Origin of the sequence: Nostoc sp. (genome assembly GCF_036917515.1) — a bacterium.
Taxonomy (GTDB): Bacteria; Cyanobacteriota; Cyanobacteriia; order Cyanobacteriales; family Nostocaceae; genus Nostoc.
The window spans coordinates 1-16,736 of record NZ_JBALDE010000213.1 but is presented as its reverse complement, the minus strand read 5'-3'; the positions used below and the strand labels follow the sequence as shown (position 1 = coordinate 16,736).

Genomic DNA, 16,736 nt, shown 5'->3' with positions numbered 1-16,736 from the left:
CATGGGGCATGGGGTAGAGGAATACTGCACCTGTGAGTATTAAAGACTCGTCTGCGAGTATTAGAGACTCATTCACGAATATCAAAGACTTGTCCACGAATATCAAAGACTTGTCCACGAGTATCAAAGACTCGTCCACGAGTATTAAAGACTCATTCACGAGTATTAAAGACTCGTCCGCGAGTATCAAAGACTCGTCCGCGAGTATTAAAGACTCGTCCGCGAGTATCAAAGACTCATTGTTGCATTATAAAAAACATCTCTTCTAGCCCCATGCCCCATGCCCAATGCCCAATGCCCAATGCCCAATGCCCAATGCCCAATGCCCAATATTTAAACAAACTATCCTGGGATATATAAAACTTTGTATCCTAAACTAATAGGTCTAAAGAGTTCTTTAAAAACTGGTGCAAGAAGATTTTCGGTTAATTATTGATTTAGTTTTAGTTCTAGGCGTTGCAGCCTGCGGCGGACTATTCGCGGCACTTTTGCGACAACCCGTGCTGCTGGGGTATCTCATTGGCGGGATAGTCATTGGGCCAACGGGACTAGGATTGATTAAAGAACTGATTCAAGTAGAGACTTTGGCACAGTTCGGGGTCGCCTTTTTGTTATTCGCCTTGGGTGTGGAATTTTCCTTTGCAGAACTCAAGAAGGTAAAAGCGATCGCTCTTGGTGGAGGTGGACTCCAGATTGCTTTGACAATTTTGGTGACAGTTGTAGTATGCGGGTTAAGCGGAGCTTGGGGAGCTTTACCTGCTAAAGGGATGTTTTTGGGGTGTATTCTGTCTCTGTCTTCCACAGCGGTTGTCCTTAAGTGCTTGATGGAACGCAACGAAACAGAAACGCCTCACGGGCAGGTGATGCTAGGGATTTTGGTAGTTCAGGACTTGGCGCTGGGACTAATGTTAGCAGTCTTACCAGCCCTCAATCAACCAGCAGAAACTATTGGCATCGCCGTCCTCACAGCGCTAGGTTCGATTGGTTTATTTGCTGCTGGGGCGGTAGCTGCGGGGATTTGGCTGATACCGCCTTTGTTGCAACTGCTAGCCCGCACCGAAAGTAAAGAACTATTTTTATTAGGGGTTGTAGCCCTGTGTTTAGGCATTGCCCTATTGACAGAGCATTTGGGGCTGTCTATTGAGATGGGCGCGTTTGTCGCGGGTTTGATGATTTCTGAGGTGGAGTACGCCGACCAAACCCTGACTTATGTCGAACCACTGCGAGATATCTTTGCCAGTTTATTTTTTGCCGCCATTGGAATGTTAATTGACCCAGTGTTTTTGTGGAATAACCTGGAATTGATTTTGGTGTTAGTGGCAATAGTTTTCGTCGGTAAATTTTTGATTATCACGCCCCTAGTAAAACTATTTCGCTACTCTTTGAAAACAGCCATAATTGCCGGTTTGGGATTGGCGCAAATTGGGGAATTTTCCTTTGTTCTTGCTAGTGAAGGGCAGTCTTTAGGGCTAGTATCCCGACAAATATATTTATTAATTTTGGGAACTACCGCAGTTACTCTCATGCTTACTCCCTTTGTACTGGGGTTAGTGCCATTTTTATTTAACTTTGCCGAATCAATGCCTTGGTTAAGACCATACTTAGAAGAAGATCAGGCGCGGGATGTGTCAGAAGATTTGCCCTTCAAAGACCATGTAGTAGTTTGTGGTTATGGGCGAGTCGGCAAGAATTTGGTGAAGTTGTTGTTGCAACACGACCTACCTGTGGTGGTAATCGACCAATCAGAGAGTAGAATTCAGCAGTTGCGTGAGGCTGGGGTGTCTTATGTCTATGGCAATTGTGTCAGTTTACACGTTTTGGAAACTGCCGGGGTGAATCATGCCAAAGGAATGGCGATCGCACTCCCAGACCCCATAAGTAGCCGTCTTTGCTTGAAACGCGCTTTGGAATTGCGCCCAGAGTTAGATTTGGTTGTCCGTGCTACCCAGGATAAAAGTATTGAAGTACTGTATCAATTGGGAGCTAGGGAAGTTGTGCAACCAGAGTTTGAAGCCAGTTTAGAAATGGCAACTCATTTATTAACTGGCTTGGGCTTGTTGTCGCCAGCAGTAGTACAACGAGAAATGCAGCAAATCCGCAACGATCATTATTTAGATTTGCGCCCAGAGCGTTCTGCAACTGAAGTTGCTCGTGATTTGCGCCAAGCCACTCGCGATTTAAATCAGCGCTGGTATCCTTTACCATCTTATTCGCCCTTAATTGGCATGACCATAGAAGAAGCGGATATGCGCTATTTAACAGGAGTGAGTTTGATGGCAATTCGCCGCGTAAACGGCGAAGAAATTGATTATCCCAACAATCAAACCAAATTGGCACAAGGCGATCGCTTGCTAGTGGTGGGAGCAGATGAAGAACTAGCGGCTTTAGCAGAATTAGCTAAAGGACAAGCTGTTGTTCCTGGAGAAAATAGTGCTTGTCAGTGGGTTACAGTCAATGCAGATGCGCCAACATTAGGTAAAACCCTTAAAGATTTAGAGATCGGTAAGCAGTATGGAGTACAGGTACAGGCGATCCGGCGCGATGGTAAATTTATTCGCTATCCTGATGGCGGCATGGACTTGCGAATCAGCGACCAAGTATTATTATGTGGTGGCTTGACAGGTTTGAGTCAATTAGAACAGTTATTTGCGATTCCTAGTTCAGTACCTCTTTCGATGCCAATGGTAAAAGCTGGCGAGACAGAAGCGCTTAAAGAATTTTTACCTGTCGATAATGTGAGTGATTAAACTTTAAGACTTTGCCAGGTAAGCGATTCAATATAGCGATCGCGCCTTTGGGAGTGCTTTTTCATATTCTTCTAGGATAATATCGCTTTTGATAATACCCAGATCCAAGATGTTCTCTCTGATGCGGACATCATCATGGATTGAATAATTTGCAGCTCAGTTTCGGTAACAGTTCATCCGTAAGAGCTTAAGAGGATGTTTGAAAAGTGGTTGCGGGATAAGGGGACAAATCAAGCTTGGCAACTGGCGATCTTTTGGCTTTGACTACTCTAAATTTTGATTCTCTTTTGCAGAAAAGTACTTAATGGGGTCGTTTGCGTGATTTGATCTTTGTCAATCACACAAGTTTTCAGTCTACTGAATTTGATTACTTTGTTTGATAACTAAATTTATCTAAGAATTGAGCTTTACTTTTTATAAATTTATTCTGTCTTTACAATACTTTTTCATCTCCTATTTTAAGTTATCAGATACTTTGGCGATAATGAGAATTACTGTACAGTATAATACTGTACTTTATCAAAAATCCTTTGTAATGTGAGCAAGCTTTTTTAGACTTAACGGCAAAAGTCAGATGGAGAGAAGCGGCCACGAAACCTCCTGACGCGATAATACTTGTAAACTACAAAAAGTTACGTTTTTCTCGGCATTGTAGCTATCTATTTTCATCTCTAAATATTACTGAAACTATACTTATAATGTTGTACACAAGTTTACGTATTATTACGAAAGTATCTGCTAATCTACTCTGTAAGCTTTTAGGACAGCCTAGTGTTAGTAATTTAGAAACTCAACTTCATGATAAACAAGTTCAAATTCAGCAGCTAGAGAAGCAAGAAAGGGCGCTTTTCCGAGTTATTAGCAAAATTCGAGCTTCTCTTGAGTTAGAAACAATTTTTCGTACAACCACTAAGGAAACTTGCAAGTTACTCCGCGTCGAGCGGATTGCCGTCTATCGTTTCTATGAAAACTGGGGTGGAGAATTTGTTAGCGACTTTGAGTTTGCAGAGACTGGATGGGATGATGTAGAGACATTAGGAAAAAATACAGTTTGGAATGACTCTTATCTACAAGAACATCAAGGTGGACGGTATCGTAATAATGAAACTTTAGTTGTTTCAGATGTCTATGCAGCAGGCTTGTCTCAATGCCATTTAGAAATTTTAGAACAGTTCCATATTCGAGCTTATGCAACTGCATCAATTTTTGTTGGAAAAAAACTATGGGGAGTGCTTGCTGCTTATCAGCACTCACAGCCACATGAATGGAAAAAATTAGAAATTCAGTTTCTGTCTCAGATTGCAACACAGTTAGGATTTGCAGTTAAACAAGCAGAATTTTTAGCTCAAGCAGAACAAAAAGCAGCAGAACTGTATAAAGCGAATCAGCAGCAGGATATTCTGTTTAATTTAGTTGCTGAAATTCGTGAATCTCTGAATCTAGACATCTTGTTTAAGACTACTGTACGAGAAATTCGTAAGGCTCTCCGTAGCGATCGCGTCAGTATCTTTCGATTTTACCCGGAATCGAACTATACCTCTGGTGAATTTGTCTCTGAAAATGTACTGCCTGACTACGATTCTACGCTCGCGATCAAGGTAAAGGATGATTGTTTCGGTGAAAAATATGCAGTTGCTTATCACCAAGGGCGTATACAGGTAGTATCAGATATTTATCAAGCTGGACTAAAGGATTGCCACATTCACCTGTTAGAGCAATTTCAAATCAAGGCACAAATTGTTGCACCTCTTATGAAAGGAAAAACTTTATGGGGATTACTATGTGTTCATCAATGCCATTGTTCACGCCGATGGAAAAAGTCGGAAATTCAATTTATTTATCAGTTAGCTGCTCAGTTTAATGTCGCTTTAGAACATTCTGAACTATTAGAGCAATTCCGCTCTCAAGCTAATCAACTTGCTCAAGCCAACCATGCTTTAGAACTAGCAAATTCTCAGCTAGAAAAACTTAGTAAGCTAGATGCTCTAACCCAAATCGCCAACCGTCATTGTTTCGATCAGGTTTTAGAGCGGGAATGGAATCGACTAAGACTAAATGGAAATTATTTATCTTTAATTATATTTGATATTGACTATTTCAAGGATTATAACGATTCTTATGGACATCTAGCTGGGGATGAATGCTTAAGACAAGTTGCTCATGCAGCACAATCTGTATTAAAGCGTCCTACCGATCTACTAGCTCGTTATGGCGGTGAAGAATTTATTGTCATTTTGCCAAATATGAACGAATCAGGTGCGATTAAAGTAACTAAGTTGATTCAAAAATCTATTCAAGAATTAAAGATTCCCCATAAAAAGAAGAATAACTTTCAATATTTTGTGACTGTCAGTTTAGGTGTTGCAATTCAAAGACCAACAGATAAAAGTTCAACTCAAGATTTAATTAACGCAGCCGACAAAGCTTTATATAAAGCTAAAGAACAAGGACGCAATAGGTGGGTTTGTGCTGCAAAACACTAAGTCCAGTGACGAGGAATAGGGTTCAAAAAGAGGCAGGGGAGCAGGGGAGCAGGGGAGATGAGGAGACAAGGGGGACAAGGGGTAATTATTGAACAAGTCTACTCCCTTATCTCTTCCCTCTTCCTTGTCTACCTTGTCTCTTCTCAATGCCCAATTTCTAATGACTAAACCTGATCCTAATCAAATTTTGCGGTAGAGCAGAAGGAGTATTTTCCCTACTCCTTGTTCCTGTGATTTTTCTGCCTCACTTCTAACTTACTTTTGGCTTGATATAGGCGATTGCTTGTTTCCAAACGGTGATTTGCTGACTGTTTTCATCCGCAATACAAATACACTGTGGATCTTGCCATAAAATTTTTCCTATGAGTACATCACCAGTCAGCAGCTTTAACTCTACTGGCGTTGTTTGTTTAATCAGGTTTTGGACTTGTCTAATACTGGGTAAAGTGGTGTCAAATTCGGTAAGCATTTTTAGTAAAGATGAACCTACAAGGCAAAATAAAGAGTAACTAATCCTTGATAATTCATCCTTGAAGAAATGGCAATTGAATTTACTAAGTATCACGGTCTAGGCAACGACTTTATTCTGATTGACAATCGCTCGTCATCTGTGCCTGTAGTGACTCCAGAGCAAGCCATCAAGTTGTGCGATCGCCACTTTGGTATCGGTGCTGATGGTGTCATTTTTGCCTTGCCTGGAGAAAACGACACTGATTACACTATGCGGATTTTTAATTCCGATGGTTCTGAACCAGAAATGTGTGGCAATGGCATTCGCTGTTTAGCTGGCTTTTTAGCAGACTTAGAAGGGGAATCCCGGAATCAAGATTCATATCGCATTCATACTTTGGGTGGTGTAATGACTCCCCAACTCTTATCTGATGGTCAAGTTAAAGTAGACATGGGTTTACCCAGGTTACTCGCTAGCGAAATTCCTACTACCCTTGTACCCGCCCAAAAAAAAGTAATTTCTCAGCCTTTAGAGGTAGCGGGGAAAACTTGGGATGTCACCTGTGTAAATATGGGAAATCCTCACTGCATTACTTTTGTAGAAGATGTTGCAGCAATTGAGCTAGAAACCATCGGCCCAAAATTTGAGTATCAGCCAGTTTTCCCTCAACGCATAAATACCGAATTTATTCAAGTGGTACGCCGTGACTATTTGAAAATGCGAGTATGGGAACGGGGTGCTGGGATTACTTTAGCTTGCGGGACTGGTGCTTGTGCTTCTTTAGTAGCTGGTGTATTAACTGGGAAATGCGATCGCACTGCCACTGTAGAATTACCTGGTGGCCCCTTACAAATTGAATGGTCAGAAATCGACCAACGAGTTTACATGACAGGTCCGGCTGAAAAGGTATTCACTGGTAAACTGTAACCGACTTACCATTGGCATTACTACTTGAGTAATACCATAGAAGACTACAAACTTATTTTAAGGGTTTGTAGTAAGCACTTTAGGGCTGAGAAAATCAGGGCTAAAGTCCTGACTACGAACTCCTTAAGATTCACTTAACTTTAGATTGCACAGATTCTTTATTAGAAATTGCTAGATATATACCCACTAAAATTAGAGCCAAACCTAATAAGTTAAAAATACTCAATTTTTCTGAGAAAAGTATCCAAGCAAGAATAGCAACAATCACTGGATTGAGTAGTAAGAATAAAGAGATAAATCCTGATGAAAAATTTTTGAGGCTGTATATAATTAGCCCATGACCCAAGGCTTCGCAAACAGCAGCTAGCGCAAATACTACTAACCACCCCGACAAAGTAATTGGAAAAACTTGTTTTTCAAAGATTAGTACAACTGGTATCATCAATGAAGTTGCGATCACACAACGCCACAGGAGTATGGTGATAACTGAAAACTTATTGCGGATCTGCTCAATAAGTAAAAAGTTTGCTGCATAAAATATTGATGATATGAGAGCAACAACATCACCTGTAATATTATTATTAGAACGTAATAAATCTTCAAATCCAACAGTGATCGCACCGATTATGGCTAAAATTAGACCGATGATAAATTTACGCCCAAAGATTTGATTAAAAAATAGCCATCCTCCTAAAGTAGTAAATAACGGATTGAGGCAACCTAAGGCATTAGCATTAGCAGCACTAGTCTGAGTTAGCGACCAAGTCCAAGATAATCGACCTAATACATGAACTAAACCCACTAGGATTAAAAACGCGATTTCTTTGATTGGGTAAGGTTGCTGTGGTAATACAGGTTCATCCTCTGTAATTTTAGTCTGTGCTTGGTTAATTCCACTCCAGAATCCAAAGATAATAGCCGCTATCCATAAACGATTAAAGAATGTCGTAACAGCGCTCATTTCTCTAACAGCAATTTTAATAAATATTGCTGTTGAAGATAAAGCTAACAATGCAATTATTACTATGATTATTGGCAGTATATTTGAAGTTTTATCAGACTTTTCTGGTATTAAGCTTAATTGATTTTCTGCCATTTAGTTTATATTTATGCTCGGTGCGCCAAGAAAGAGTAATTATTTGGGATTACTTAGGTAATAGTGCCATAAAAGTCTTGCAGCAACTGCTCGCCACGGTCGCCAGTGCTGTGTCATTTCTTCTAGTTGCACTGGTGTTGGACGCGTTGCCAAGTTTTTGAGTTTTTGTAAAGCGATCGCGATCGCTAAATCGCCTTTAGGAAAGACATCAGGACGTTGCAGCGCCATTAGCAAATAAATATCAACTGTCCAGTCTCCGATCCCTTTGAGACGCTTTAACTCAGTTCTGATAGTAGTTTCGTCCATTGTTTGGAGTTTGCTGAGGTCAAGCTGACCAGTTGCGATCGCCTGAGCCAATCCACGACAGTATAGAATCTTTTGCCGACTGAATCCAATTTCTCTTAATTGAACATCATCCAATATCAGAAAGTTTTCTGGCGTCAGAGTTATAACCTCACATAGACGTTTAAATACAGCCCTTGCAGCCGCTACGGAAACTTGCTGTTCCAGAATTATGCACAACAGTGTTGCAAAACCCGCTTCTCTTGACCATATTGGTGGAGGCCCCAGTGTTTCTAAAATCCGAGCCAAATCGCTATCAAGTTTGGCAAGCACCATTAAACCACGGGTCAAACTTTCTTCAGTCAACGATTCTAGTTCAGGTGTTTGAGTCATCTTTGGAAAAAGGAGTGGCGAGTAACGAAGAATTCTAATCCCGCGCGGTGCGCTCTGATTCTTGTGTAAGCAGTTTTTGTTTGCGCTCAATTCCCCAGTGATAACCACCAAGACTGCCATCACTCCGCAGCACTCGGTGACACGGTACAATCAGCGCGATCGGATTAGCGCCACAAGCATTACCTACAGCTCGGACTGCCTGGGGTTTGGCAATATTACGGGCAATATCAGTGTAAGTGCAGGTTTCGCCATAAGGAATTTTTTGTAATGCTTGCCAAACCTGTTTCTGAAATGCTGTCCCACGGATATCAAGTGGTAAATCAAGATGTGCCTCGCCTCCTGCAACAAAGTCGAGGATTGCTTGTATCCAGTCTTTGTGTGTGCGATCATCACGCACGATCTGCGCTTGGTGAAATTCCTGCTTCAAAATGTGTTCGAGCTTGTCTGCTTCATCACCTAATTTTACAGCGCAGATACCCTTCTGTGTTGTTGCCACAAGCAAATATCCTAATGGACATGGAGCGATCGCATAGACAATGCTGATTGTCTTTCCAGCTTGTTGGTAAGTCTTTGGTGTCATTCCCAGTTGTTTAGGTGCTTTCTCATAGAGTTGACTACTTGAACCATACCCCGTATCGTAAACTGCATCAGCAATTTCTTCCCCCGACTGAAGACGCTGTTTCAATCGTTGGCTACGCAGCGCATCTGCATATTGAAAAGGCGATACGCCAATTATTTGCTTGAATATTCTTTGTAGATAACTGGGACTCATTTCCACCTGAGAGCATAATTCCGAGAGAGTTGGGATGCGATCAACTTGTGCTTCAATATATCGACATACTGCTAAGATTTTGGCTGTATTTGGAACCGTTTCAGATTGTGGCTGACAGCGCTTACAAGGTCGAAAACCTGCAATTTCAGCATCTTGTACCGATTGGAAGAAACAAACTTGATTCCGATTCGGTCTGCGACTAGGGCAAATAGGTCGGCAATAAATGCCTGTAGAGCGAACACCATAGAAAAACTTGCCTTCAAAAGTGTAATCTCGATTGAGAACTGCTTCCCAGAGTGTTTCTTCTAAAAGTTGTGTCTGTTGTAATTGCATTCATGTCTCCTAGAATTTATTGCCAAGCATCCCACTTTCGAGTGCCCATTATTAGTTTTTGCCTTTAAGTAAAACTAGATTAAATGTATCGATAAACTACTTTCTATCTGATTGTTGCGATCAAAGTCGATGATCTCAGTTTTTTAATGTAAAAATTTGCTAAACGGGTGTTCACTACTCGATGAAAATCATCTACAAATGTTGCTTGCTTGAGATGTGCGATCGCAGAGTCTAAGAGGTTGTTTGAAAAGTGTCAACTTGAGCCTAAAATGCCACTCAAAGAAGCGATCGCAAGTCCCAGAACCCTCATTAGCTTGTTCAACTTCTCGATAGCTAGATTAGTCAAACATACGTTGGATGACTTTTCAAACATCCTTTAAGGATAAGCTATTGCACGTTTAGGAAGCAGCCAGAAGCTAGTTAGGCGACAAACACAAAAGTTAGCCAAAATTCGATCAGCTTTTGACTTATATTTAACTTGAATTAAGAGATTTGTCGGAAAATTACCGAGAACTTGCTCGCAGTTAAACCATGTTTTTCATCCACAGGGTCAAACAGTGATTATGAGTAATAGCTTATCTTTGCCCTGAAAAAATAACTGTAGTAATAAGTTCGTTACCTGGTTTCAGTTAGCTACTGAGGAATTTTCTTTTAAACTCGAATGAAACAAACTATGGATTGAAGTTTGTCGCGATCGCTTAACAAATGGAAATAATCGAAAGTAGACCTGTGTAGTTAATAACTATTTTTTATAAATATCAGCCATCTACATTTAACCTGATTATATCAACTTAGTCTATAACTTTCTGTGGCACACTCGCAGTTCTCAAGTTTAACAAGGCTTTGTTTTGATCGTGAGTCAGAAATCCCCAAAGATGAGTACCCAGATTCCAGTTACCCTGCTAGATGCATTGTTTGTGTTTCTTTTTGTAACACTTATTTGCACGTATATATACTTAGTATTTAGTAAATTAAGCTAATAAGAATGACATAGATAATGTTATATATTCTTAATATATTATTTTCTAAAAATCTAAATAATACATATTACAATGTGTTATTACATAGTAGTGGTTAGTTTTACTAGTATATTGTACTACTAAAATCTCAGAATATTTACATGATTAAACGACTACAAATCTTTCAAGATGGTACTTTGTCAGAAGTGGAAGACGAGACCCTCGTCAAAGTAACAGAAACTAAAAGACAAGTGGATTTGCTGATTAAAGCTTTGCAGTTCACTCAAGCAGAGACTTTTACAGTTACACCGGATGATGCAGTTCCAGGAAGTGTACCAGAACCGCGAAAGTCAGTAAAAACAATTAACTCAGAGGGATTGAGGTTACTGCAATCATTTGAGGGATTGTATTTAAACGCATATCTAGACCCAGTTAACGTTTGGACTATAGGTTGGGGAGCTACAGAAGGTGTCCACCAGGGCATGGTGATTACCAAGGCACAAGCTGAGGAAATGCTGAAAAAAGAATTGAGTAAATTTGAAACTGCGGTAGCCAATGCTGTCAAAGTGCAAATAAATGACAATCAACATTCAGCCTTGGTGTGTTTTAGCTACAACGTAGGTGTCCGTGCTTTGTCTGAATCAACACTTTTGCAGCTATTGAATCAAGGCAAATACGAAGAAGCGGCAGACCAGTTTTTGCGCTGGGACAAGGCTGGTGGTCAAGCCCTGCTAGGTCTATCACGCCGCAGGAGAGCTGAACGCTCCTTATTTTTGAGTGAGCCTTGGGAATGGGCTAAAGCTTGGGAGCCACAAAAAGTGCTGCGTTTGGCTGCACCCGGTCAATCTCTCATTCAAGGGAATGATGTTGTCAAACTTCAGAAAGCCTTAGTCAGAGCTGGTTTTAATCTTGAAGTTGATGGTTATTTTGGAAATGACACAGATGTAGCAATCAAGCAATTTCAACAAAAGAAAGGCTTGACAGTGGATGGTCATGCAGGGCCAAAAACTTTACAAGCTCTAGGTTTGTAAACTCATAAACTTCGGAAAAAACTTAGTTACAAATATCTTCAACTCGAAGAAGGCTGGGTTTGTAGATTGTTTACTTTTCTAGATAAATAAGCAGGTGAAAATGAGCGACTCTATCAACGATACATCAGACGAATTGGATGACTTGGTGATTGAACCTTGTGTCGAAATTCATGAATTTGAGGAAGCTTCTCCGAGAGCCAGTTTTAATGGTTTGCTTCAAAATGCTCCTAGAGCGAATACTTCCGTCGTCAACGCGTTATCTCAGCAATTAATTTATCAGATCAATCTCATCGTCCCAAATGCTTTAGTCAGTTTTGACGATCTAGATGTTAAGTTGGGAGATGCAGCATATCCTTTCGTGCCACCCGCAGCTAAACTGGGATTACAAAATGCTATTAAAAGGCGGGGTGTAACACTTGTTGTTAATTCAGCCTATCGAACTCTCGCACAGCAAATGCTGCTGTATAATGCCAAAAAAAAGGGAGAGAATCCAAATCCTGTAGCTGCACCAGGTAAAAGTAATCACCAAAGTGGCTTGGCACTTGATATTGAGGATCGCCAAGGGTGGTTACCATTCCTACAAGGGACTGGTTGGGAGCCTCTAGCAGGCGATCCACCCCACATTGACTATCGAGGACAAGGTGCTAGAGACCTGCGCAAAGAAACAATACTAGCTTTTCAGAAACTTTGGAACAAAAATCATCCGAACGAGAAAATTGGAGAAGATGGTCGCTGGGGAAATGACACCGAGAGTGCTTTAAATCGATCGCCCGCAACGGGATTTAAAATAGCGCCTTGGGATGATAAACCTAGAATTGTTCGCCTCAGCAAACCTTTGATGGAAGGTGCTGACGTGCGTAAACTTCAGGAAAAGTTACAAGCAGCAGGTTTTACCATTGGAGTAGCCGATGGTGTCTTTGGAGCAGAAACTGAAAGGGCTGTAAAAGAATTCCAACAGCAAAAGGGTTTGGTTGTTGATGGATTGGCTGGAGCACAAACCCTTGAACTAATTGCATAAACTCCTGCACCAGACACTTAACCCAAACTTAAATTAATAAGCTAATCGTCATTCAAATTGCATCTCCGTGTCCTCATGTCTTTTTGACGAGTAGAGTTATGCAATTTAAAAGCACATCAGCTTAATAAGATTAGGGTTCTGGAAGGGTGCAGATTAATGCTCTAAAAAATGGCTAGATTAGCCATTTTTTTTAACCATTTTTATCGAAATATTAAGGAGTTATATGGCTGACGAAATTTCTCAAACAGCAAACTTGTACGCACTATTAATCGGGATTGACTCGTATATGCCCAACAGATTACCTGATGGTAGTCTTTACAAAAGTCTTGGGGGATGTGTACGAGATATTAATCATGTAGAAGCTTTTTTAATTGATGAGCGGAAAGTTCCAAAAGAACAGATTTTGAAGCTGACAGCTTCTATTAGCGACCCGAACGAACCAAGCAAACCACTAGAGAAAGATACCCCGGAAAAACTACCTACTCGTCAGAATATGATCGATTCCTTCAGAAAGCTGAAGAAAATGGCTCCAGAGGGTTCGCAGGTATATATCCACTACTCTGGACACGGTGGACGGGCAAAGACAGTTTTCCCATCCATTAAAGGTGATGATGGCATTGATGAAGGATTAGTCCCTACAGATATTGGCACTTCAGAAGGACAGTATCTGCGCGATCTCGACCTGAGACAATTGTTAAAGGAATTAGTAGATAAAAAACTAACAGTTACGGTCGTATTGGATTGTTGTCACTCTGGGGGTGCAACGCGAGGGGATGTAGAAATTCGAGGGGGTGAGGGCGTTGATAATAAACCTCTGCAACCTGGTCAAGAACTTGTCGCACCTGTAGAAACACTAGCAGAAACTTGGCGATCGGTCACTGAAGAAACGCCTCGTGGACTAAAACCCTCTGGACTACGCGCAGCCAGAGATTATGTGCTTCTAGCAGCCTGTCGTCAGAATGAGTATGCTTACGAGTATGCATTTAATCGGGAAACTAAAGAACGAAACGGTGCGCTTACCTATTGGTTGCTAGATACTTTAAGACAACAAAACCCTGGACAGACTTATAAGGATTTGTTTGAGCGCATTAATGCCAAAATCCACAGTCAATTCCCACAACAAACTCCCATCTCAATGGGTGAGGTAAATCGGATTATTTTTGGTGATGAGTTTGCTGAAACTGTTTATGCAGTTCCAGTTTTGAATGTGGAGAAAGATGCACAGACAGGTGAAATACGGGCAAAGTTAGGGGTGGGACAGGTAAATGGTGTTGCTAAAGGAGCAGAATTTGCGATCTATCCTCGTACTGTAACTGATTTAAAAAATAAAAAAAATCGGACTGCGATCGCCACAATCATTCAAAGGGGAGCAACTGAATCTCTGTGCCTATTTAAACCAATTGAGGGCAAAGAGCTTCAGGTTGAAGATGGAGATCAAGCTGTTTTAGTTTCTCCTTCAATTAATCTGGTTCGCAAAGTTTCCCTGTTTAATCAAGAACAAGCAACAGAAGCAGACTTGGCTGAATCTGGGAAAGTACCAGCTAACAAACTTCTGCCAGAAATTTTTAAACAGCAACCGAATGCTTTGCAGTCACTCAAACAAGCTCTTCCTGAAAATGGTAATGGTTGGGTAGAGTTAGCAGAAGAAAAAGTAACTGAAGATGACGATGATGGAGTTGCTTATCGAGTTGTTGTTAATAACAAGGGAGAATATGAGATATGTGATCGTACTGGACATCCATATCAAAATATCGCTCCTGTAAAAATAAGTGACTCTGATGCTGCTGCGACTGTCACCAAACGATTAGTTCATCTAGCCAAATACCATGCTACAGCCGAGTTAGATAACAGAGATAAAGCTTCGCCTTTAGCAGGTAAGCTAGCTATTGAATGGCTAGGAACATCAAATATTTATCAGGAAGGAGATGAGATTCCACCTAAATCTCAGTTGAAAAAGTTTGCCGATCCCAGTAATCCCACTGTCAAATCAGGTGAATATGTATTCCTATCAATTCATAATACTTCTTCGCAAGACCTGAACGTTGCTGTTCTAGATATTGCTTCTGATTGGTCAGTTCAGCAAATTTACCCAGACAAAAGAGAAATTTTTGTCACAATTGATGCAGGCAAAAAAGAGGTTGCAGCAATTCCAGCAAGTTCGGCAGGTAAAGATACTGTGAAAGTCTTTGCTACCGTTGACCAAGCAAACTTCCGTTGGCTAGAACTACCTTCACTTGATGAACAGCCTAAAGCTAAAGGATTAACCCGCTCCGCGAATCTGCTAGATACTCTCTTCGCGGCAATTGATCAGGAGCAACCGCCAACTAGAAAGTTATCTGTAGCTGCATCTCCCAGCCGCGAGTGGACAACAAAACAGATAAGCTTGACAGTGGTTAAGTAATCTAACTTTAATCTAATTCGTTTGTATGAAAATTCTGTTTCTAGCCGCTAATCCTCAAGGGACTGTTCCCTTGCAGCTTGATAAAGAGGTGCAAAAAATAAAGGATAGCCTAAGCGGTCGAGGTCTATTAACTAACCAGTTTCAAATTTTACAGCGATGGGAAACTAGCCCAACAGATGTAAGACGGGCAATCTTACAAGAGAAGCCTGAAATTGTCCATTTTTCAGGACATGGACAAGGGCAAGCAGGACTAGTACTGGTAGATGATAGAGGACAGCCAAAGTTAGTAGGTGCTGATGCTTTAGCAGATCTATTTCAATTTGTTGCAGATAACGTCAAGTGCGTTCTTCTAAATGCGTGCTATGCAGAATTTCAAGCAAATGCAATTGTCAAGCACATTAATTACGTAATTGGTATGCAACAGGAGGTGTGGGATATTACAGCAATTGCCTTTGCTGTTGGCTTTTATGATGGAATAGGAAACGGCTATTCCATTGAAGAGTCATTTGAAATTGGTCGTAATGCTATTCGTCTAGAAATCTCAGATAGTGCATCAACCGGACGAAAACTCGGCTCTAGCGATAGGGTAAAAATAGAACAAACAAAATCTATACCGCAGCATCTAATTCCAATTTTAAAAAGAAAAATAGATTTGAGTGATGACGAACTTATTTCCAGCTGCGGAGTAGATTATAAACAGTTAAGGCATCTCTTGACTTTAAAAAAATGGCAAGAAGCTGATGAAGAGACTTATAAACTGATTTTGAGTATCTCTCATCAAATGAGATTTGAGGAAATAGCCTGCCTCGATTTACAAACTATTGATAAACTTTGGATTCGATATAGCGAAGGTCACTTTGGATTGAGCATACAAGCCAAGATTTGGCAACAGGCTAAAAATCAAACTAATTCTTGGCAAAAATTCTGTGAACAGGTTGGATGGCTTCATAAGCAAAAACAAGGGAGTCTCCTGCTAAATTGGTTCAATAGGCCAACAGAAATAGAATTGTTGGTACTGCGTGAAAATATTCATAATCAACCTTTGTCTTCTTTCTCCCTTGGTTATCTTCCACTATTAGCCAAAAACATTTCAGCTATCTATAAAGACAGTAGTTCTGAAAGGGAGAAAAGATTGCAGATATTTTTTAACCGACTTCAAGAATGTAGATTATAGTGGATTTAACATTACAAAAAATAAATGACTAACATACTATGACCAGTAATTCAAATCGTCAAAAATATAAAAATGAGATGCAAGCAAGTATACGAGAGGGAAAAGGCGAAATAGCTGATAGTCAACGTCTCTATCTAGAAATATTGGCAAAAAAATTGAATTTAACTGCACAAGAAACAGTAGAAATAGAAGATGAAATCCGCATACCTATCCGTAAGTATGAAAATGCCTTAATTGACAAGCTTAAACAGGATTACCCCAAATTAAAAGAAGAATCTGTGATAGCACTACAATTGCTTCAAAAAGAGCTAAACATAGCAGATGTAGATGTTGTGATAATTGTGGAAAGAGTGCGGCAAATGATCCTAATGGGTGAGTTCAAAGATGCCCCAGTTGCTTCATTATGGCTTGGTGGCATGGGACTTTCATTCTCCAGTTGGCTTGTAGGAGCGCTGATTCCCCCATTAGCACCAGTAGTAGGTGTAGCTGGAATTGCAACTTTTCTTAGAGGAATGTATAATGCCGGGAGACATGCTTTTAAAAGTAGTGATGCTTCTAATTCGCTGGGAAAAATCTTAGAGGATGTTTTAAAAGTCCAAGAAAGTAAAAACTCATGCGAGTCGTCGAAGCATAATACGTATCATCGCAATATAAATAAAAGTCTCGGAG

At 40.6% G+C, this 16,736-nt stretch carries 12 protein-coding genes; 8 read left to right on the top strand and 4 right to left on the bottom strand.

Annotated features, from left to right (window positions below; all coding sequences use genetic code 11):
* Positions 1 to 407 precede the first annotated feature (407 nt).
* Together V7K89_RS27835 and V7K89_RS27830 are read left to right on the top strand one after the other, a co-directional pair.
* Complete coding sequence (locus V7K89_RS27835) at positions 408 to 2,747, top strand: cation:proton antiporter domain-containing protein (RefSeq protein ID WP_335193008.1); 2,340 nt, start codon at positions 408 to 410, stop codon at positions 2,745 to 2,747.
* Between the two features lie 698 nt (positions 2,748 to 3,445).
* A complete protein-coding gene (locus tag V7K89_RS27830) occupies positions 3,446 to 5,230 on the top strand; it encodes a sensor domain-containing diguanylate cyclase (protein WP_335193005.1) in 1,785 nt (594 codons plus the stop codon).
* Between the two features lie 250 nt (positions 5,231 to 5,480).
* Here V7K89_RS27830 and V7K89_RS27825 read toward each other — a convergent pair whose 3' ends face one another.
* Entirely contained in the window at positions 5,481 to 5,699 is a 219-nt protein-coding gene (locus tag V7K89_RS27825; RefSeq protein WP_335193004.1) for an Hfq-related RNA-binding protein, read from the bottom strand.
* Positions 5,700 to 5,768: 69 nt separating this feature from the next.
* Between V7K89_RS27825 and dapF the strand changes: the two genes are divergently transcribed.
* Complete coding sequence (gene dapF, locus V7K89_RS27820; protein ID WP_335193003.1) at positions 5,769 to 6,608, top strand: diaminopimelate epimerase; 840 nt, start codon at positions 5,769 to 5,771, stop codon at positions 6,606 to 6,608.
* A gap of 130 nt (positions 6,609 to 6,738) precedes the next feature.
* Here dapF and V7K89_RS27815 read toward each other — a convergent pair whose 3' ends face one another.
* The 3 genes from V7K89_RS27815 to ada are packed head-to-tail and all read right to left on the bottom strand — an operon-like array spanning position 6,739 to position 9,484.
* Positions 6,739 to 7,704, bottom strand: coding sequence for a DMT family transporter (locus V7K89_RS27815; RefSeq protein ID WP_335193000.1), 966 nt, complete (start codon positions 7,702 to 7,704; stop codon positions 6,739 to 6,741).
* Positions 7,705 to 7,743: 39 nt separating this feature from the next.
* Positions 7,744 to 8,379 carry a DNA-3-methyladenine glycosylase family protein gene (locus V7K89_RS27810; RefSeq protein ID WP_335192998.1) on the bottom strand — a complete coding sequence of 212 codons (636 nt, stop codon included), beginning with the start codon at positions 8,377 to 8,379 and terminating at the stop codon, positions 7,744 to 7,746.
* A 34-nt stretch (positions 8,380 to 8,413) separates the two neighbouring features.
* On the bottom strand, positions 8,414 to 9,484 hold the full coding sequence (ada, locus tag V7K89_RS27805; protein ID WP_335192996.1) for a bifunctional DNA-binding transcriptional regulator/O6-methylguanine-DNA methyltransferase Ada: 1,071 nt from the start codon (positions 9,482 to 9,484) through the stop codon (positions 8,414 to 8,416).
* 1,120 nt (positions 9,485 to 10,604) lie between these two features.
* Between ada and V7K89_RS27800 the strand changes: the two genes are divergently transcribed.
* The 5 genes from V7K89_RS27800 to V7K89_RS27780 all read left to right on the top strand — a co-directional run.
* Positions 10,605 to 11,474 carry a glycoside hydrolase family protein gene (locus V7K89_RS27800; RefSeq protein WP_335192994.1) on the top strand — a complete coding sequence of 290 codons (870 nt, stop codon included), beginning with the start codon at positions 10,605 to 10,607 and terminating at the stop codon, positions 11,472 to 11,474.
* Positions 11,475 to 11,574: 100 nt separating this feature from the next.
* A complete protein-coding gene (locus tag V7K89_RS27795) occupies positions 11,575 to 12,492 on the top strand; it encodes a peptidoglycan-binding protein (protein WP_335192992.1) in 918 nt (305 codons plus the stop codon).
* A 223-nt stretch (positions 12,493 to 12,715) separates the two neighbouring features.
* Complete coding sequence (locus V7K89_RS27790; RefSeq protein WP_335192990.1) at positions 12,716 to 14,893, top strand: caspase family protein; 2,178 nt, start codon at positions 12,716 to 12,718, stop codon at positions 14,891 to 14,893.
* Positions 14,894 to 14,963: 70 nt separating this feature from the next.
* Positions 14,964 to 16,067 (top strand): GUN4 domain-containing protein, encoded by a 1,104-nt coding sequence (locus V7K89_RS27785; RefSeq protein WP_335192988.1) that lies wholly within the window; start codon positions 14,964 to 14,966, stop codon positions 16,065 to 16,067.
* 38 nt (positions 16,068 to 16,105) lie between these two features.
* The coding region (locus V7K89_RS27780) for a hypothetical protein (protein ID WP_335192986.1) at positions 16,106 to 16,736 on the top strand (631 nt) is incomplete at its 3' end.